Raw genomic sequence first — 18,265 nt, 5'->3', positions numbered from 1 at the left:
TGCGTTTTAATTCAGCATTCACCGCCAAAAGCGACTAATTTTAGCTGTTACAGTCAGTTGCTAAATGCAAAGGAGCATTCATGAAGCAAACAGTTTATATCGCCAGCCCTGAGAGCCAGCAAATTCACGTCTGGAACCTGAATCATGAAGGCGCACTGACGCTGACACAGGTTGTCGATGTGCCGGGGCAGGTGCAGCCGATGGTGGTCAGCCCGGACAAACGCTATCTCTATGTTGGTGTTCGCCCTGAGTTTCGCGTCCTGGCGTATCGTATCGCCCCGGACGATGGCGCGCTGACCTTTGCTGCAGAGTCTGCGCTGCCGGGTAGCCCGACGCATATTTCCACCGATCACCAGGGGCAGTTTGTCTTTGTCGGTTCTTACAATGCGGGTAACGTGAGCGTAACGCGTCTGGAAGATGGCCTGCCAGTGGGCGTCGTCGATGTGGTCGAGGGGCTGGACGGTTGCCATTCCGCCAATATCTCACCGGACAACCGTACGTTGTGGGTTCCGGCATTAAAGCAGGATCGCATTTGCCTGTTTACGGTCAGCGATGATGGTCATCTGGTAGCGCAGGACCCTGCGGAAGTGACTACCGTTGAAGGGGCCGGCCCACGCCATATGGTATTCCATCCAAACGAACAATATGCGTATTGCGTCAATGAGTTAAACAGCTCAGTGGATGTCTGGGAACTGAAAGATCCGCACGGCAATATCGAATGTGTCCAGACGCTGGATATGATGCCGGAAAACTTCTCCGACACCCGTTGGGCGGCTGATATTCATATCACCCCGGATGGTCGTCATTTATACGCTTGCGACCGTACCGCCAGTCTGATTACCGTTTTCAGCGTTTCGGAAGATGGCAGCGTGTTGAGTAAAGAAGGCTTCCAGCCAACGGAAACCCAGCCGCGCGGCTTCAATGTTGATCACAGCGGCAAGTATCTGATTGCCGCCGGGCAAAAATCTCACCACATCTCGGTATACGAAATTGTTGGCGAGGAGGGGCTACTGCATGAAAAAGGCCGCTATGCGGTTGGGCAGGGGCCAATGTGGGTAGTGGTCAACGCGCACTAACCGCTGATTTAACCGGCGCAGTCTCTCCTGCGCCGGTGTATTAACCTATCTCCTGTAACGCATGTCTCTGGCGTTCGACGATATTGGTCCACAAATTGTCTTTATCGTCAGTCCACAAATTAATCAGCAAGGCAAAAAAGCGTTCAGCTGCCGGAGAAAGCACGGCATCTTTGCGGCGAATAATCCCCAATGTCCGACGTATAACGGGTTCCACCAGTGGGATACCAATAATCGAAGAATAGGGCGCATGGGGCATTGCCAGACCAGGAAGCGCCGAAATCCCCAGTCCCGCCTCCACCAGCCCTAATGACGTCGAAAGATGACGCACTTCGTAAAACCAGTCCAGCTTCCAGGGCTTGTCGGCTAGCTGTTGTTCTATCAATAGTCGGTTGCCGCTGGAGGAGCGTACGCCAATCATTTTGTAACCCACTAACTCCTGCCATTCTACAAGCTGCTTTTTGGCCAATGGATGGTCACGCCGACAGGCCAGCACGAACGGCTCGTTGACCAGTGGGGTAAAATCAATGGATGAATTTGTGACGTTGTTCATGTTTATGCCAAAGTCTGATTCGTTACACAGCACCGATTCCATGCAATTATTCGTGCCTTGTTCCAGAATCCGCACTTTAATATTGGGATACAGCTCATTAAATTTACCGATTGCCAGCGGTAAAAAATAAAATACTGCGGTCGGAATACACGCTAACGTCACCATACCACGATGATAAGCATTCATATCACGAATATTAAAAAGCGTTTCATCGAATTTTTTTATTAATTCCCGCGCCTCCGGGAGCAACCTTTTTCCTGCTTTTGTTAACGTAACCTTGCGAGTTGTACGCTCAAATAGTTGAATGTGTAAATCTTCCTCCATTTTTTTTATTCTTCGCGTTAATGCAGGTTGCGTAATATTGAGTAATTTAGCAGCATTGTTAAATGAACTGGACTCTGCCAGTATGACAAATGCCTTCATACTTGATAATTCATGCTTCATTATTACTCCGGAAAATGGAAGCGACGATTTTGGGTGACTGGCAGTTAAAAATTTTAACTGCATTTAGCCAACTTAAATTAATGAAAAAATGTTATTAATCGTTGAGCTAAAGTCATTAGAGATGCTTTGCCCTTAATGTAACCATATCGCAATAAGTTATGTTTTTAAATTGAGGGCATTATTATGAAAAAAATACCCTGCGTGATGATGCGAGGTGGAACCTCGAGGGGCGCGTTCCTGTTAGCGGAACATCTACCCGAAGATCAAACGCAGCGCGATAAAATATTGATGGCAATTATGGGTTCCGGTAACGATCTGGAAATTGACGGTATTGGCGGCGGTAATCCGCTGACCAGTAAAGTCGCCATTATTAGCCGCTCCAGCGATCCGCGTGCAGATGTCGATTATCTGTTTGCTCAAGTTATCGTCCATGAGCAACGTGTCGATACCACGCCTAACTGCGGCAATATGCTGTCTGGCGTTGGGGCATTCGCCATTGAAAATGGTTTGATTGCAGCGACTTCGCCAGTTACCCGCGTACGTATCCGCAACGTCAATACGGGTACGTTTATCGAAGCTGATGTGCAAACGCCAAATGGTGTTGTCGAGTACGAGGGTAGCGCCAGAATTGACGGCGTACCGGGTACTGCCGCACCGGTTGCGCTCACTTTCCTGAATGCCGCCGGAACGAAAACCGGAAAAGTCTTCCCGACTGATAATCAGATTGATTATTTTGACGATGTCCCGGTGACCTGTATCGATATGGCGATGCCAGTTGTCATTATTCCTGCTGAATATCTGGGAAAAACAGGCTATGAATTACCGGCAGAGCTGGATGCCGACAAAGCATTATTAGCCCGCATTGAATCTATCCGTCTACAAGCGGGTAAAGCAATGGGCTTAGGCGATGTCAGTAATATGGTTATCCCTAAACCTGTACTTATTTCTCCAGCGCAGAAAGGCGGGGCAATTAATGTGCGTTATTTTATGCCGCATTCTTGCCATCGCGCTTTGGCGATAACCGGTGCTATTGCTATTTCCAGTAGTTGTGCATTGGAAGGTACCGTCACCCGACAAATCGTCCCTTCTGTAGGATACGGCAATATCAATATTGAACACCCCAGTGGTGCGCTCGACGTTCATTTAAGTAATGAAGGTCAGGATGCCACGACGTTACGCGCATCTGTTATTCGGACGACCAGAAAAATATTTTCCGGTGAAGTTTATCTTCCCTGAAAAATTTTGTTGTCGTGATAATGATACTCAATAAAGGAATTCTGTATGAGTCATACAGAAAGAACAGGATATTAAATGAATAAAAAATCGTTATGGAAGCTAATTCTGATATTAGCGATCCCATGTATTATTGGCTTTATGCCAGCTCCGGCAGGATTAAGCGAACTGGCGTGGGTGCTTTTTGGTATTTACCTGGCGGCCATTGTGGGGCTGGTTATCAAGCCTTTCCCGGAACCTGTCGTACTGTTAATTGCCGTCGCCGCATCGATGGTAGTGGTGGGTAACTTATCAGGTGGGGAATTTAAAACCACCGCCGTATTAAGCGGTTACTCTTCCGGTACCACCTGGCTGGTGTTTTCTGCGTTTACTTTAAGCGCCGCGTTTGTAACCACAGGCTTAGGTAAACGTATTGCCTATCTGCTGATTGGTAAAATTGGTAGCACTACCCTGGGTCTGGGTTACGTTACGGTATTTCTCGATCTGGTACTGGCTCCGGCAACACCGTCTAACACCGCGCGTGCGGGCGGCATCGTGTTACCGATCATCAACAGCGTGGCAGTGGCTTTGGGATCAGAACCGGAAAAAAGTCCGCGTCGTGTTGGACATTACCTGATGATGTCCATTTACATGGTCACTAAAACCACCAGCTATATGTTCTTTACCGCAATGGCGGGGAACATTCTGGCGCTGAAAATGATCAACGACATTCTGCACCTGCAAATTAGCTGGGGTGGATGGGCGCTAGCCGCCGGATTGCCGGGCATCATTATGCTGCTGGTCACCCCGCTGGTGATTTACACCATGTATCCACCAGAAATTAAGAAGGTGGATAACAAAACCATCGCTAAAGCGGGCCTTGCCGAACTGGGACCGATGAAAATCCGCGAAAAAATGCTGCTCGGTGTCTTTGTGCTGGCGCTGCTGGGCTGGATTTTCAGTAAGTCTCTGGGGGTTGATGAATCCACCGTGGCAATCGTTGTTATGGCAACTATGCTGCTGCTGGGTATCGTTACCTGGGAAGACGTGGTTAAAAATAAAGGCGGCTGGAATACCTTAATCTGGTACGGCGGTATTATCGGCTTAAGCTCCTTATTATCGAAAGTTAAATTCTTCGAATGGTTAGCTGAAGTCTTTAAAAATAACCTGGCATTTGATGGTCACGGTAACGTTGCTTTCTTCGTTATTATTTTCCTCAGCATCATCGTGCGTTATTTCTTCGCTTCTGGTAGTGCCTATATCGTTGCCATGTTACCGGTATTTGCCATGCTGGCGAATGTCTCCGGCGCACCGTTAATGTTAACCGCGCTGGCACTGTTGTTCTCTAACTCCTATGGCGGCATGGTTACTCACTATGGCGGCGCGGCAGGTCCGGTCATCTTTGGCGTGGGTTACAACGATATTAAATCCTGGTGGTTGGTCGGTGCGGTACTGACGATATTAACCTTCCTGGTACATATCACCCTCGGCGTGTGGTGGTGGAATATGCTGATCGGCTGGAACATGCTGTAAATATACTCGTCATACTTCAAGTTGCATGTGCTGCGTCTGCGTTCGCTCACCCCAGTCACTTACTTATGTAAGCTCCTGGGGATTCACTCGCTTGTCGCCTTCCTGCAACTCGAATTATTTAGAGTATATCCATTTATTATCTTTCTGCGCACTTCACGGTGCGCAGATATCTGGAGCATTTGATGATCAAGTTATCTGAAAAAGGCGTGTTTCTCGCCAGCAATAACGAAATAATTGCCGAAGAACATTTCACCGGCGAAATAAAAAAAGAAGAAGCAAAAAAAGGCACTATTGCCTGGTCTATTCTCTCTTCTCATAATACGTCCGGAAATATGGATAAACTTAAAATTAAGTTTGATTCATTAGCCTCTCACGATATTACCTTTGTTGGTATTGTACAGACCGCTAAAGCGTCCGGTATGGAACGTTTCCCGCTGCCGTATGTGCTGACCAACTGCCATAACTCACTCTGTGCTGTGGGCGGCACCATTAACGGTGATGACCATGTTTTTGGTTTATCGGCGGCCCAGCGTTATGGCGGTATTTTTGTGCCACCGCATATTGCGGTCATCCATCAATATATGCGTGAAATGATGGCGGGCGGCGGCAAAATGATCCTCGGGTCAGACAGCCATACCCGTTACGGTGCGTTAGGGACAATGGCGGTTGGCGAGGGCGGCGGCGAGTTGGTAAAACAGCTGCTTAATGACACCTGGGATATCGACTATCCGGGCGTGGTTGCGGTGCATCTGACCGGAAAACCTGCGCCGTATGTGGGGCCGCAGGATGTGGCGCTGGCTATCATCGGTGCTGTGTTCAAAAACGGTTACGTCAAAAACAAAGTGATGGAGTTCGTAGGTCCCGGTGTTGCAGCGCTCTCTACCGATTTCCGTAACAGCGTTGACGTGATGACCACTGAAACGACCTGTTTAAGTTCTGTCTGGCAAACCGATGAAGAAGTCCATAACTGGCTGGCGCTGCACGGTCGCGGCCAGGATTACTGCCAACTTAACCCTCAACCAATGGCGTACTACGATGGCTGCATCAGCGTTGATTTAAGCGCCATCAAACCAATGATTGCGCTGCCATTCCACCCGAGCAATGTGTATGAAATCGACACGCTGAACCAGAACCTGACCGACATTCTGCGTGAGATTGAAATTGAGTCCGAACGCGTGGCGCACGGTAAAGCCAAACTCTCGCTGCTGGATAAAGTGGAAAATGGTCGCCTGAAAGTGCAGCAGGGGATTATCGCGGGCTGTTCTGGCGGTAACTACGAAAACGTCATCGCGGCGGCGAATGCGCTGCGCGGTCAATCCTGCGGCAATGACACCTTCTCGTTAGCGGTTTACCCGTCATCACAGCCGGTGTTTATGGATCTCGCCAAAAAAGGTGTGGTAGCAGATTTGATCGGCGCAGGCGCAATCATCAGAACCGCGTTCTGCGGCCCATGCTTTGGCGCGGGCGATACGCCAATCAACAACGGTTTGAGTATTCGCCACACCACGCGTAACTTCCCGAACCGCGAAGGCTCTAAGCCAGCTAATGGGCAGATGTCAGCGGTGGCGTTGATGGACGCTCGTTCTATCGCTGCGACTGCGGCAAACGGTGGCTATTTAACCTCTGCCAGCGAACTCGATTGCTGGGACAACGTGCCGGAGTACGCCTTCGATGTAACGCCGTATAAAAACCGTGTTTATCAGGGCTTTGTGAAAGGGGCGACCCAGCAACCGCTGATTTACGGACCGAACATTAAAGACTGGCCAGAATTGGGTGCGCTGACTGACAATATCGTCCTCAAAGTGTGCTCGAAGATCCTCGACGAAGTGACCACCACCGACGAACTGATTCCTTCCGGTGAAACCTCTTCATATCGTTCAAATCCGATTGGTCTGGCGGAGTTTACTCTGTCACGCCGCGATCCAGGTTATGTTGGCAGAAGTAAAGCGACTGCTGAGCTGGAAAATCAGCGTCTGGCGGGAAATGTCAGCGAGCTGACAGAGGTGTTTGCGCGCATTAAGCAGATTGCTGGTCAGGAGCATATTGATCCGCTGCAAACTGAAATTGGCAGTATGGTCTATGCGGTGAAACCAGGCGATGGTTCTGCGCGTGAACAGGCGGCGAGTTGTCAGCGTGTGATTGGCGGTCTGGCGAATATTGCCGAGGAGTACGTGACTAAACGCTATCGTTCTAACGTCATCAACTGGGGGATGTTACCGCTGCAGATGGCGGAAGCGCCAACCTTTGAAGTGGGGGATTACATTTACATCCCTGGCATTAAAGCGGCGCTGGATAATCCTGGAACGACGTTTAAAGGTTATGTGATCCATGAAGATGCACCGGTAACGGAGATTACGCTCTATATGGAAAGTCTGACTGCTGAAGAGCGCGAGATTATCAAGGCAGGTAGTTTGATTAACTTCAATAAAAACCGTCAGATGTAAAAAGCGCCATGTGAATGTAGGTCGCATCCGCAGTTATTGTCGGATGCGATGCCGACGCATCTTATCCGACCGACAAATCGTATCGAACTGTAGGCCGGATAAGGCGTTTACGCCGCATCCGGCACATAGTTAACAGCTCCTACTTCTTCGCCTCTGCAACCACTTTGCTACCCACGCCGCGGTTATTGTATTCCCACATGCGGTTGTAGTTAGTGTCATTCAGATTGCGCTGTACTTCGTCGTTATCATCAACGCTGCCGGTGTTACCCGCAAATGGACGATTAGAGATCACCGCATCAGCCCACGGTTTGGCTGTGTTAAAACCTTCGTTGATGGCGCTATCACGGATCACTACCTGACCGTTGGTATTGGCATCAACATCCAGCGAGCGGCCCAGTTGCGCCACGCCATCACCGGAAGCATTGAAACGGCTGTTTACGGCGAGGAAACCGTAGTAAATGTTGGACAGCGTAGCCGGTGCAAACACATACGCTTCTTGCTGGGTACGGGAGTTCACCACGCGGAATTCGGTGTTATCGAACACCACTGCGCCGCGACCAGAAACGATATCCACATCCCCTTCAATATAGCTGTTGGTCACCAGCGTACGTGGCTGACGATTCGTTTCCAGACGGTTCTGCACACCGCTGTTGGTGACAAAGAAGGTGTTCTGACGACCGAGAATGTTGACGTTATTGATCTGCACTTTGTCGCCATCAGTACGCAGTGCCACCGCCGGATGGTTACCCGCATCTACGCTATCGCCCAGCGTGTTTTCGATGGTCAGGTTTTGCAGTTGCAGGCCATTGTTTTGTGACCAGAAGACCGCAGAGCAGAGAACACCGATACTGTCGCTGCGTTTACTCTGGCAGCTATCGTACATATACCACGCCGGTTTACCTGGCATATATTTGCCGCGCGGGTTGACGTCGTGACGCCAGTCGGCAGGGCTCATGCCACCATCAAGGGAAAGCCCAATCTTCACATCAATCGGTTTTTCACCCGTACCGTACAGAGTAATTCCACCCGGAGCGGCAGGGACATACACCGTTCCCTGATACTCACCAGGCATCACGGCAATATACTGGCGCTTGTTGGTACGCTTGATAATTGCCGCATCTACCGCCGCCTGAATCGTGGTATGCGTTACACCTTGAGTACCCGCCGGGCCGACAACAAAGTCAGGTTGCGCAGGCAGGGTAATCGGGGAAGGATTCCACGCTGCCGCACCTGGTGTCAGGGATGCAAAATAGTGTTGAGCATCGAAATTCTGCGCTTCTTTTGCCGACAGAATCGGGCGCGAAGAGGTACCAGGCGCGGTTTGATCAGAAGGACGTTGATCGGGCGGTGTTGAGCTACAGGCGGTCAGCGTCACGCCAAAAGCCAATGCCAGCGCCAGACGGGAAACTGAAAATGTGTTCACAGGTTGCTCCGGGCTATGAAATAGAAAAATGAATCCGTTGAAGCCTGCTTTTTTATACTAACTTGAGCGAAACGGGAAGGTAAAAAGACAAAAAGTTGTTTTTAATACCTTTAAGTGATACCAGATGGCATTGCGCCATCTGGCAGAGTGATTAACTAAACATCGCAGTAATCGAGGCACTCGCCAGAGAGTGAAAATGAACGTTAAACCCGACCATCGCGCCGCTGGCACCTTCATCGACATCAATACGTTCTACATCCAGCGCGTGAACGGTAAAAATGTAGCGATGGGTTTCGCCTTTCGGCGGCGCTGCGCCATCGTACCCGGTTTTACCAAAGTCGGTACGCGTCTGCAAAACGCCGTCTGGCATAGCTACCAGACCAGAGCCAAACCCTTGCGGTAATACGCGGGTATCAGCGGGTAAATTAACAACTACCCAGTGCCACCAGCCGGAGCCGGTTGGCGCATCCGGGTCATAGCAGGTGACAACAAAACTTTTCGTTCCCACAGGAACATCATCCCACGCCAGATGCGGTGAAATATTATCGCCATCGTAACCCATGCCGTTAAAGACATGACGATGCGGCAGCTTATCGCCATCGCGCAGATCGTTACTGATGAGTTTCATTAGAATGCCTCCGGGAAACCTCGGCCTTCAGACCGGGGAGGAAAGGAGGCGGTTTTCCGACTAACTGTACTTTGCATAATCACATTTTCCTCTTTAGTATGTGAACACATGAAACGCGCATATAAATACCGGTTTTACCCGACAACTGAGCAGGCTGAGCTTTTAGCTCAGACGTTTGGCTGTGTGCGCTTCGTCTACAATTCCATCCTTCGTTGGCGTACCGATGCGTACTACGAGCGAAAAGAAAAGATCGGTTATCTACAGGCCAACGCTCGCCTTACGGCGCTCAAAAAAGAGCCTGAATACATATGGCTGAATGATGTTTCCTGCGTTCCCCTCCAGCAGTCGTTGCGCCACCAACAAGCCGCCTTTGCTAACTTCTTTGCCGGACGAGCTGCATATCCGGCTTTCAAAAGCAAACGGCACAAACAGGTGGCTGAGTTCACTGCCAGCGCGTTTAAACACCGTGACGGCGAGTTGTATATAGCAAAGAGCAAGTCGCCGCTGGATGTTCGCTGGAGTCGAGAATTACCATCTGCGCCGTCAACCGTTACCATTTCCAGAGATAGCGCTGGCAGGTACTTTGTTTCCTGCCTGTGTGAGTTTGAACCTGTATCAATGCCTGTTACCGCTAAAACGGTCGGCATTGATGTGGGCTTAAAAGATTTATTCGTCACCGATACCGGATTCAAAACCGACAATCCCCGCCACACCGCTAAATATGCGAAGCGATTAACGCTGCTACAGCGACGTTTAAGCAGGAAGCAAAAAGGCTCAAGAAACCGTATTAAAGCCCGCTTAAAGGTCGCCCGACTCCACGCGAAAATCGCCGATTGCCGGATGGACAATCTGCACAAGTTGTCCCGCAAACTGATTAACGAAAACCAAGTTGTTTGCGTCGAATCCCTCAAGGTGAAAAACATGATCCGCAACCCGAAGCTGTCTAAAGCAATAGCTGACGCAGGCTGGAGCGAACTTGTTCGCCAGCTCCAGTACAAAGGCAAATGGGCCGGGCGGTCAGTGGTCGCCATTGACCAGTATTTACCGTCCTCAAAATGCTGTAGTTGCTGCGGTTTCACCATGCAAAAAATGCCTCTTAATGTTCGTAAATGGCACTGCCCTGAATGCGGCGCAGACCATGATCGCGACATTAACGCGGCACGTAATATTAAAGCTGCCGGGCTGGCAGTGTTAGCCCACGGAGAGCCTGTAAACCCTGAATCGCAGCACGCGGCTTAGGTTCGGCTCGTTGAAGTGGGAATCCCCGTCATTCAGGGCGGGGAGCCGTCAAGAGCCCTCCTTTCTTGTTTGCAGAAAGTGTAGCCAGAAACCCTCACGCTGACTTCCCGTTATTGGCAAAAAAATGTTTCATCCTGCACCGCACGGTTAACCGCTGCGGTCAGACGCTGCAACTGTTGCGGGAGAATAATATAGGGCGGCATCAGGTAAATCAGTTTGCCAAAAGGCCGGATCCAGACACCCTGTTCGACAAAGAATTTTTGCAGCGCTGCCATATTCACCGGACGAGTGGTTTCGACCACGCCGATTGCCCCCAGTACGCGCACATCGGCAACCATTTCGGCGTCACAGGCGGGGGCAAGTTGCTCGCGTAGCTGCGCTTCAATAGCCGCCACCTGATGCTGCCAGTCGCCAGATTCAAGAATCGCCAGGCTGGCGTTTGCTGCTGCGCAGGCCAGCGGATTGCCCATAAAAGTTGGCCCATGCATAAAGCAGCCGGCTTCGCCGTTACTGATGGTTTCCGCAACCTCGCGCGTGGTGAGCGTGGCGGAAAGGGTCATTGTGCCGCCGGTTAAGGCTTTACCGAGACACAAAATATCCGGCGCGATTTCTGCATGTTCACAGGCAAACAGTTTGCCGGTACGACCAAATCCGGTGGCGATCTCGTCGGCAATCAGCAAGATACCTTCGCGATCGCACATTTTGCGGATTCGTTTTAACCATTCCGGATGGTACATGCGCATCCCGCCTGCGCCCTGGACAATCGGTTCAATGATCACCGCCGCGATTTCATGACGATGCGCTGCCATCAGGCGGGCAAAGCCCACCATATCACGCTCATCCCATTCGCCATCCATGCGGCTTTGCGGGGCGGGAGCAAACAGGTTTTCTGGCAGATAGCCTTTCCACAGGCTGTGCATTGAGTTGTCCGGATCGCACACCGACATCGCGCCAAAGGTATCGCCATGATAACCATTGCGGAAGGTTAGAAAACGCTGGCGCGCTTCGCCTTTGGCCTGCCAGTACTGCAACGCCATTTTCATCGCCACTTCTACCGCTACGGAGCCGGAGTCCGCGAGAAAAACGCACTCCAGCGGTTGCGGCGTCATTGCCACCAATTTGCGGCACAGCTCAATGGCGGGCGCATGGGTGATACCGCCAAACATCACATGCGACATAGCATCAATTTGCGACTTCATCGCCGCATTAAGCTGCGGGTGATTGTAACCGTGGATCGCCGCCCACCAGGACGACATACCGTCAACCAGGCGTCTGCCGTCAGACAAAATTAGCTCGCAACCTTCGGCGCTTGCCACCGGATAAACCGGCAGCGGGGAGGTCATGGATGTGTATGGGTGCCAGATATGGCGTTGGTCAAAGGTAAGATCGTCCGTTGTCATAATCGACTTGTAAACCAAATTGAAAAGATTTAGGTTTACGAGTCTACACCGAATTAACAACAAAAAACACGTTTTGGAGAAGCCCCATGGCTCACCGCCCACGCTGGACATTGTCGCAAGTCACAGAATTATTTGAAAAACCGTTGCTGGATCTGCTGTTTGAAGCGCAGCAGGTGCATCGTCAGCATTTCGATCCTCGTCAGGTGCAGGTCAGCACTTTGCTGTCGATTAAGACCGGAGCTTGTCCGGAAGATTGCAAATATTGCCCGCAAAGCTCGCGCTACAAAACCGGGCTGGAAGCCGAGCGGTTGATGGAAGTTGAACAGGTGCTGGAGTCGGCGCGCAAAGCGAAAGCGGCGGGATCGACGCGTTTCTGTATGGGCGCGGCGTGGAAGAATCCCCACGAACGCGATATGCCGTACCTGGAACAAATGGTGCAGGGGGTAAAAGCGATGGGTCTGGAGGCGTGTATGACGCTGGGCACGTTGAGTGAATCTCAAGCGCAGCGCCTGGCGAATGCCGGGCTGGATTACTATAACCACAACCTCGACACCTCGCCGGAGTTTTACGGCAATATCATCACCACCCGCACCTATCAGGAACGTCTTGATACGCTGGAAAAAGTGCGAGAAGCTGGGATTAAAGTCTGTTCAGGTGGCATTGTGGGCTTAGGCGAAACGGTGAAAGATCGCGCCGGATTATTGCTGCAACTGGCAAACTTGCCGACGCCGCCGGAAAGCGTGCCAATCAACATGCTGGTGAAGGTGAAAGGCACGCCGCTGGCGGATAACGACGATGTCGATGCCTTTGATTTTATCCGTACCATTGCCGTAGCGCGGATCATGATGCCGACCTCTTACGTACGCCTTTCTGCCGGACGCGAGCAGATGAACGAACAGACTCAGGCGATGTGCTTTATGGCTGGCGCAAACTCGATTTTCTACGGTTGCAAACTGCTGACTACGCCGAATCCGGAAGAAGATAAAGACCTGCAACTGTTCCGCAAACTGGGGCTAAATCCGCAGCAAACTGCCGTGCTGGCGGGCGATAACGAACAACAGCAGCGTCTGGAGCAGGCGCTGATGACCCCGGACACTGACGAATATTACAACGCGGCAGCACTATGATCTGGCAGGAGAAAATCGACGCGGCGCTTGATGCGCGGCGTGTTGCTGATGCCTTGCGTCGCCGTTATCCGGTGGCACAAGGAGCCGGACGCTGGCTGGTGGCAGATGATTGCCAGTATCTGAACTTTTCCAGTAACGATTATTTAGGTTTAAGCCATCATCCGCAAATTATCCGCGCCTGGCAGCAGGGCGCGGATCAATTTGGTGTCGGTAGCGGCGGTTCCGGTCACGTCAGCGGTTATAGCGTGGCGCACCAGGTGCTGGAAGAAGAACTGGCCGAATGGCTGGGCTATTCGCGGGCGCTGCTGTTTATTTCTGGTTTTGCCGCTAATCAGGCTGTCATTGCCGCGATGATGGCGAAAGAGGACCGTATTGTTGCCGATCGGCTTAGCCATGCCTCATTGCTGGAGGCTGCAAGTTTAAGCCCGTCGCCGCTTCGCCGTTTTGCTCATAACGATGTCACTCATCTGGCGCGACTGCTTGCTTCCCCCTGTCCGGGGCAGCAACTGGTAGTGACAGAAGGTGTGTTCAGCATGGACGGCGATAGTGCGCCACTGGAGGAAATCCAGCAGGTAACGCAACAGCACGATGGCTGGTTGATGGTCGATGACGCCCACGGCACGGGCGTTATCGGGGAGCAGGGGCGTGGCAGCTGCTGGCTGCAAAAGGTAAAACCAGAATTGCTGGTGGTGACGTTTGGCAAAGGATTTGGCGTCAGCGGGGCAGCGGTGCTTTGCTCCAATACGGTGGCGGATTATCTGCTGCAATTCGCTCGCCATCTTATCTACAGCACCAGTATGCCGCCCGCTCAGGCGCAGGCATTACGTGCGTCGCTGGCGGTCATTCGCAGTGATGAGGGGGATGCACGGCGCGAAAAACTGGCGGCACTCATTACTCGTTTTCGTGCCGGAGTGCAGGATTTGCCGTTTACGCTTGCTGACTCATGGAGCGCCATCCAGCCATTGATCGTCGGTGATAACAGCCGTGCGTTACAACTGGCAGAAAAACTGCGCCAGCAAGGCTGCTGGGTCACGGCGATTCGCCCGCCAACCGTACCCGCTGGTACTGCGCGACTGCGCTTAACGCTAACCGCAGCGCATGAAATGCAGGATATCGACCGTCTGCTGGAGGTGCTGCATGGCAACGGTTAATAAACAAGCCATTGCTGCGGCATTTGGACGGGCAGCCGCACACTATGAGCAACATGCCGATCTACAGCGCCAGAGTGCTGACGCCTTACTGGCAATGCTCCCACAGCGTAAATACACCCACGTACTGGATGCGGGTTGTGGACCAGGCTGGATGAGCCGCCGCTGGCGAGAGCGTCACGCGCAGGTGACTGCGTTAGATCTCTCTCCGCCAATGCTTGTTCAGGCACGCCAGAAGGATGCCGCAGACCATTATCTGGCGGGAGATATCGAATCCCTGCCGTTAGCGACTGCGACGTTCGATCTTGCATGGAGCAATCTCGCGGTGCAGTGGTGCGGTAATTTATCCATGGCACTCCGCGAGCTGTATCGGGTGGTGCGCCCCGGAGGCGTGGTCGCGTTTACCACGCTGGTGCAGGGATCGTTACCCGAACTGCATCAGGCGTGGCAGGCGGTGGACGAGCGCCCGCATGCTAATCGCTTTTTACCGCCAGATAAAATCGAACAGTCGCTAAACGCCGTGCATTATCAACATTATATTCAGCCCATCACGCTGTGGTTTGATGATGCGCTCAGTGCCATGCGTTCGCTGAAAGGCATCGGTGCCACGCATCTTCATGAAGGGCGTGACCCGCGAATATTAACGCGTTCGCAGTTGCAGCGATTGCAACTAGCCTGGCCGCAACAACAGGGGCGATATCCTCTGACGTATCATCTTTTTTTGGGAGTGATTGCTCGTGAGTAAATGTTATTTTGTCACCGGAACGGATACCGAAGTGGGGAAAACTGTCGCCAGCTGCGCGCTTTTACAAGCCGCAAAGGCAGCAGGCTACCGGACGGCAGGTTATAAACCGGTGGCCTCTGGCAGCGAAAAGACCCCGAAAGGCTTACGTAATAGTGACGCGCTGGCGTTACAGCGCAACAGTAGCCTGCAGCTGGATTACGCAACGGTAAATCCTTACACCTTCGCAGAACCCACCTCGCCGCATATCATCAGCGCGCAAGAGGGCAGGCCGATAGAAGCATTGGTAATGAGCGCCGGATTACGCGCGCTTGAACAACAGGCTGACTGGGTGTTAGTGGAAGGTGCTGGCGGCTGGTTTACGCCGCTTTCTGACACTTTCACTTTTGCGGATTGGGTAACACAGGAACAACTGCCAGTGATACTGGTTGTGGGCGTGAAACTCGGCTGTATTAATCACGCGATGTTGACTGCGCAGGCAATACTACACGCCGGACTGACTCTGGCGGGGTGGGTGGCGAACGATGTCACGCCTCCGGGAAAACGTCACGCTGAATATATGACCACGCTCACCCGCATGATTCCCGCGCCGCTGCTGGGCGAAATTCCCTGGCTTGCAGAAAATCCAGAAAATGCGGCAACCGGAAAGTACATCAATCTTGCCTTAATGTAGTCATCCTGTGCTTGGTTAAATTGTGAGCGAGATCGCGTCTCCGATTGACTGCAATTTAACCAATTAAATTCTAAAAAAATCACGAAAAAAATTTTACCTCCGCATCATGCGGTGAATGTGGGAATTGCCCAGGCGGCGGGGGATAGGGGCTGCAGACAGTTATCCACTATTCCTGTGGATAACCATGTGTATTAGAGTTAGAAAACACGAGGCAAGCGAGAGAATACGCGGCTTGCACGCAAATTGGCGTTAAAGACGGCTCAAAGAAATATCTTTTATTTTTTAACAGGTTAGATAATTGCAATGGCAGTCACTGAACAGGCATCTCTTGCCATAAAACTGTCATCAATCATCTTGACAAATGTTAAAAAAGCCGTTGCTTTGGGGATAACCCGGTAAGGCCGGAGTTTTATCTCGCCGCAGAGTAAATCTTGTTCATGATTGACAGCGGAGTTTACGCTGTAACAGAAATATTATGGTGATGAACTGTTTTTTTATCCAGTATAATTTGTTGGCATAATTAAGTACGACGAGTAAAATTACATACCTGCCCGCCCAACTCCTTCAGGTAGCGACTCATGAGTAAACCGTTCAAACTGAATTCCGCTTTTAAACCTTCTGGCGATCAGCCGGAGGCGATTCGACGTCTCGAAGAGGGGCTGGAAGATGGCCTGGCGCACCAGACGTTACTTGGCGTGACTGGCTCCGGGAAAACCTTCACCATTGCCAATGTCATTGCTGACCTTCAGCGCCCAACCATGGTACTTGCGCCCAACAAAACGCTGGCGGCCCAGCTGTATGGCGAAATGAAAGAATTCTTTCCGGAAAACGCGGTGGAATATTTCGTCTCCTACTACGACTACTATCAGCCGGAGGCCTATGTACCGAGTTCCGACACCTTCATTGAGAAAGATGCCTCGGTAAACGAACATATCGAACAGATGCGTTTGTCCGCCACCAAAGCGATGCTGGAGCGGCGTGATGTGGTTGTGGTGGCGTCTGTTTCCGCGATTTATGGTCTGGGCGATCCTGATTTATATCTCAAGATGATGCTCCATCTCACGGTCGGTATGATTATCGATCAGCGCGCGATCCTGCGCCGACTGGCGGAGCTGCAATATGCTCGTAATGATCAAGCATTCCAGCGTGGTACTTTCCGTGTTCGTGGCGAGGTGATTGATATCTTCCCGGCAGAATCGGATGACATTGCACTTCGCGTGGAGCTGTTTGACGAGGAGGTGGAACGATTGTCGTTATTTGACCCGCTGACCGGGCAGATTGTTTCCACTATTCCACGTTTTACCATCTACCCGAAAACGCACTACGTCACGCCACGCGAGCGCATCGTCCAGGCGATGGAGGAGATCAAAGAAGAGCTGGCCGCCAGACGTAAAGTGCTATTGGAAAACAACAAACTGATGGAAGAGCAGCGGCTGACCCAGCGTACCCAGTTTGATCTGGAGATGATGAACGAGCTAGGCTACTGTTCGGGGATTGAGAACTACTCGCGCTTCCTCTCCGGTCGTGGACCGGGTGAGCCACCGCCGACGCTGTTTGATTACCTGCCTGCTGATGGGCTGCTGGTGGTCGATGAATCTCACGTCACCATTCCACAAATTGGCGGCATGTATCGCGGTGACCGGGCGCGTAAAGAGACACTGGTGGAGTACGGCTTCCGCCTGCCATCAGCGCTGGATAACCGTCCGCTGAAATTTGAAGAGTTCGAAGCATTAGCGCCGCAAACCATCTATGTTTCGGCGACGCCGGGTAATTACGAGCTGGAAAAATCCGGTGGCGATGTGGTGGATCAGGTGGTGCGTCCAACAGGCTTACTCGACCCGATTATCGAAGTGCGGCCAGTGGCAACACAGGTGGATGATCTTCTTTCGGAGATTCGTCAGCGAGCGGCAATTAACGAACGCGTACTGGTTACAACTCTGACCAAGCGGATGGCGGAAGATCTCACTGAATATCTCGAAGAACACGGTGAGCGCGTGCGTTATCTTCACTCAGATATCGACACCGTCGAACGTATGGAGATTATCCGCGACTTGCGTCTGGGTGAGTTCGACGTATTGGTAGGGATCAACTTACTGCGCGAAGGTCTGGATATGCCGGAAGTTTCGCTGGTGGCGATCCTCGACGCTGACAAAGAAGGCTTCCTGCGTTCCGAACGTTCGTTGATCCAGACCATTGGTCGTGCGGCACGTAACGTTAACGGTAAAGCGATTCTCTACGGCGATAAGATCACCCCATCAATGGCGAAAGCGATTGGCGAAACCGAACGTCGCCGCGAGAAACAGCAGAAGTACAACGAAGAACACGGCATTACGCCGCAAGGCTTGAACAAGAAAGTGGTCGATATCCTGGCGCTGGGGCAGAACATTGCCAAAACCAAAGCGAAGGGCAGAGGAAAATCGCGCCCGATTGTTGAACCGGATAATGTGCCGATGGATATGTCGCCTAAAGCGTTACAGCAGAAGATCCATGAACTGGAAGGGTTGATGATGCAACACGCGCAGAATCTGGAGTTCGAAGAAGCGGCGCAAATTCGTGACCAGTTGCATCAGTTGCGTGAGCTGTTTATTGCCGCGTCGTGACAAGATGACGAAGCCGGAATATTCTT

The 18,265-nt window shown here is 51.7% G+C and carries 14 protein-coding genes; 10 read left to right on the top strand and 4 right to left on the bottom strand.

The window, feature by feature from the left end; all coding sequences use genetic code 11:
• Positions 1-80 precede the first annotated feature (80 nt).
• Positions 81-1,076, top strand: coding sequence for a 6-phosphogluconolactonase (gene pgl, locus HBM92_RS16695; protein ID WP_000815434.1), 996 nt, complete (start codon positions 81-83; stop codon positions 1,074-1,076).
• Between the two features lie 40 nt (positions 1,077-1,116).
• Here the strand turns inward: pgl and HBM92_RS16690 are convergent, their stop codons facing one another.
• Positions 1,117-2,070 (bottom strand): LysR family transcriptional regulator, encoded by a 954-nt coding sequence (locus tag HBM92_RS16690; RefSeq protein ID WP_000679972.1) that lies wholly within the window; start codon positions 2,068-2,070, stop codon positions 1,117-1,119.
• Between the two features lie 183 nt (positions 2,071-2,253).
• Here HBM92_RS16690 and HBM92_RS16685 point away from each other — a divergent pair, with 183 nt between their 5' ends.
• The 3 genes from HBM92_RS16685 to HBM92_RS16675 all read left to right on the top strand — a co-directional run bounded on the left by HBM92_RS16685 (position 2,254) and on the right by HBM92_RS16675 (position 7,259).
• Complete coding sequence (locus HBM92_RS16685) at positions 2,254-3,306, top strand: 4-oxalomesaconate tautomerase (protein WP_000723652.1); 1,053 nt, start codon at positions 2,254-2,256, stop codon at positions 3,304-3,306.
• 75 nt (positions 3,307-3,381) lie between these two features.
• A complete protein-coding gene (locus HBM92_RS16680) occupies positions 3,382-4,815 on the top strand; it encodes an anion permease (RefSeq protein WP_001036491.1) in 1,434 nt (477 codons plus the stop codon).
• A 182-nt stretch (positions 4,816-4,997) separates the two neighbouring features.
• Positions 4,998-7,259, top strand: coding sequence for a hydratase (locus tag HBM92_RS16675; protein ID WP_000593907.1), 2,262 nt, complete (start codon positions 4,998-5,000; stop codon positions 7,257-7,259).
• Between the two features lie 139 nt (positions 7,260-7,398).
• Here HBM92_RS16675 and HBM92_RS16670 read toward each other — a convergent pair whose 3' ends face one another.
• Positions 7,399-8,682 carry a putative acyl-CoA thioester hydrolase gene (locus HBM92_RS16670; protein WP_001091562.1) on the bottom strand — a complete coding sequence of 428 codons (1,284 nt, stop codon included), beginning with the start codon at positions 8,680-8,682 and terminating at the stop codon, positions 7,399-7,401.
• Positions 8,683-8,833: 151 nt separating this feature from the next.
• Positions 8,834-9,310, bottom strand: a complete 477-nt coding sequence (locus tag HBM92_RS16665) for a kinase inhibitor (protein ID WP_000767411.1) — start codon at positions 9,308-9,310, stop codon at positions 8,834-8,836.
• Between the two features lie 108 nt (positions 9,311-9,418).
• Between HBM92_RS16665 and HBM92_RS16660 the strand changes: the two genes are divergently transcribed.
• Entirely contained in the window at positions 9,419-10,549 is a 1,131-nt protein-coding gene (locus tag HBM92_RS16660; protein WP_000817269.1) for an RNA-guided endonuclease InsQ/TnpB family protein, read from the top strand.
• A 110-nt stretch (positions 10,550-10,659) separates the two neighbouring features.
• Here HBM92_RS16660 and bioA read toward each other — a convergent pair whose 3' ends face one another.
• The gene (bioA, locus tag HBM92_RS16655) at positions 10,660-11,949 is read right to left on the bottom strand and encodes an adenosylmethionine--8-amino-7-oxononanoate transaminase (RefSeq protein ID WP_001350189.1); all 1,290 of its coding nucleotides are present in this window, start codon (positions 11,947-11,949) and stop codon (positions 10,660-10,662) included.
• A gap of 86 nt (positions 11,950-12,035) precedes the next feature.
• Between bioA and bioB the strand changes: the two genes are divergently transcribed.
• The 5 genes from bioB to uvrB all read left to right on the top strand — a co-directional run bounded on the left by bioB (position 12,036) and on the right by uvrB (position 18,239).
• Positions 12,036-13,076: a biotin synthase BioB gene (bioB, locus tag HBM92_RS16650; RefSeq protein ID WP_000951218.1), complete on the top strand. Its 1,041-nt coding sequence runs from the start codon at positions 12,036-12,038 to the stop codon at positions 13,074-13,076.
• Positions 13,073-14,227 (top strand): 8-amino-7-oxononanoate synthase, encoded by a 1,155-nt coding sequence (gene bioF, locus HBM92_RS16645; protein ID WP_000638120.1) that lies wholly within the window; start codon positions 13,073-13,075, stop codon positions 14,225-14,227. The genes bioB and bioF overlap by 4 nt, the downstream gene beginning before the upstream one ends.
• Positions 14,214-14,969 carry a malonyl-ACP O-methyltransferase BioC gene (gene bioC / locus HBM92_RS16640; RefSeq protein ID WP_000246763.1) on the top strand — a complete coding sequence of 252 codons (756 nt, stop codon included), beginning with the start codon at positions 14,214-14,216 and terminating at the stop codon, positions 14,967-14,969. Before bioF ends, bioC begins: the two co-directional genes overlap by 14 nt.
• Positions 14,962-15,639: a dethiobiotin synthase gene (gene bioD / locus HBM92_RS16635; protein WP_000030923.1), complete on the top strand. Its 678-nt coding sequence runs from the start codon at positions 14,962-14,964 to the stop codon at positions 15,637-15,639. The genes bioC and bioD overlap by 8 nt, the downstream gene beginning before the upstream one ends.
• A gap of 578 nt (positions 15,640-16,217) precedes the next feature.
• Positions 16,218-18,239: an excinuclease ABC subunit UvrB gene (gene uvrB / locus HBM92_RS16630; RefSeq protein ID WP_000042538.1), complete on the top strand. Its 2,022-nt coding sequence runs from the start codon at positions 16,218-16,220 to the stop codon at positions 18,237-18,239.
• Positions 18,240-18,265: the final 26 nt, after the last annotated feature.

Origin of the sequence: Escherichia sp. E.sYA108, assembly GCF_011754335.1 — a bacterium.
Taxonomy (GTDB): Bacteria; Pseudomonadota; Gammaproteobacteria; order Enterobacterales; family Enterobacteriaceae; genus Escherichia; species Escherichia coli.
This window is presented reverse-complemented; position numbering and strand designations above follow the sequence as displayed.

Excerpts from the sequence above, each read along its gene's own strand:
- pgl (WP_000815434.1), top strand. The coding sequence starts at position 81 with ATGAAGCAAACAGTTTATATCGCCAGCCCTGAGAGCCAGCAAATTCAC.
- HBM92_RS16690 (WP_000679972.1), bottom strand. The coding sequence starts at position 2,070 with ATGAAGCATGAATTATCAAGTATGAAGGCATTTGTCATACTGGCAGAG.
- HBM92_RS16685 (WP_000723652.1), top strand. The coding sequence starts at position 2,254 with ATGAAAAAAATACCCTGCGTGATGATGCGAGGTGGAACCTCGAGGGGC.
- HBM92_RS16680 (WP_001036491.1), top strand. The coding sequence starts at position 3,382 with ATGAATAAAAAATCGTTATGGAAGCTAATTCTGATATTAGCGATCCCA.
- HBM92_RS16675 (WP_000593907.1), top strand. The coding sequence starts at position 4,998 with ATGATCAAGTTATCTGAAAAAGGCGTGTTTCTCGCCAGCAATAACGAA.
- HBM92_RS16665 (WP_000767411.1), bottom strand. The coding sequence starts at position 9,310 with ATGAAACTCATCAGTAACGATCTGCGCGATGGCGATAAGCTGCCGCAT.
- HBM92_RS16660 (WP_000817269.1), top strand. The coding sequence starts at position 9,419 with ATGAAACGCGCATATAAATACCGGTTTTACCCGACAACTGAGCAGGCT.
- bioA (WP_001350189.1), bottom strand. The coding sequence starts at position 11,949 with ATGACAACGGACGATCTTACCTTTGACCAACGCCATATCTGGCACCCA.
- bioB (WP_000951218.1), top strand. The coding sequence starts at position 12,036 with ATGGCTCACCGCCCACGCTGGACATTGTCGCAAGTCACAGAATTATTT.
- bioF (WP_000638120.1), top strand. The coding sequence starts at position 13,073 with ATGATCTGGCAGGAGAAAATCGACGCGGCGCTTGATGCGCGGCGTGTT.
- bioC (WP_000246763.1), top strand. The coding sequence starts at position 14,214 with ATGGCAACGGTTAATAAACAAGCCATTGCTGCGGCATTTGGACGGGCA.
- uvrB (WP_000042538.1), top strand. The coding sequence starts at position 16,218 with ATGAGTAAACCGTTCAAACTGAATTCCGCTTTTAAACCTTCTGGCGAT.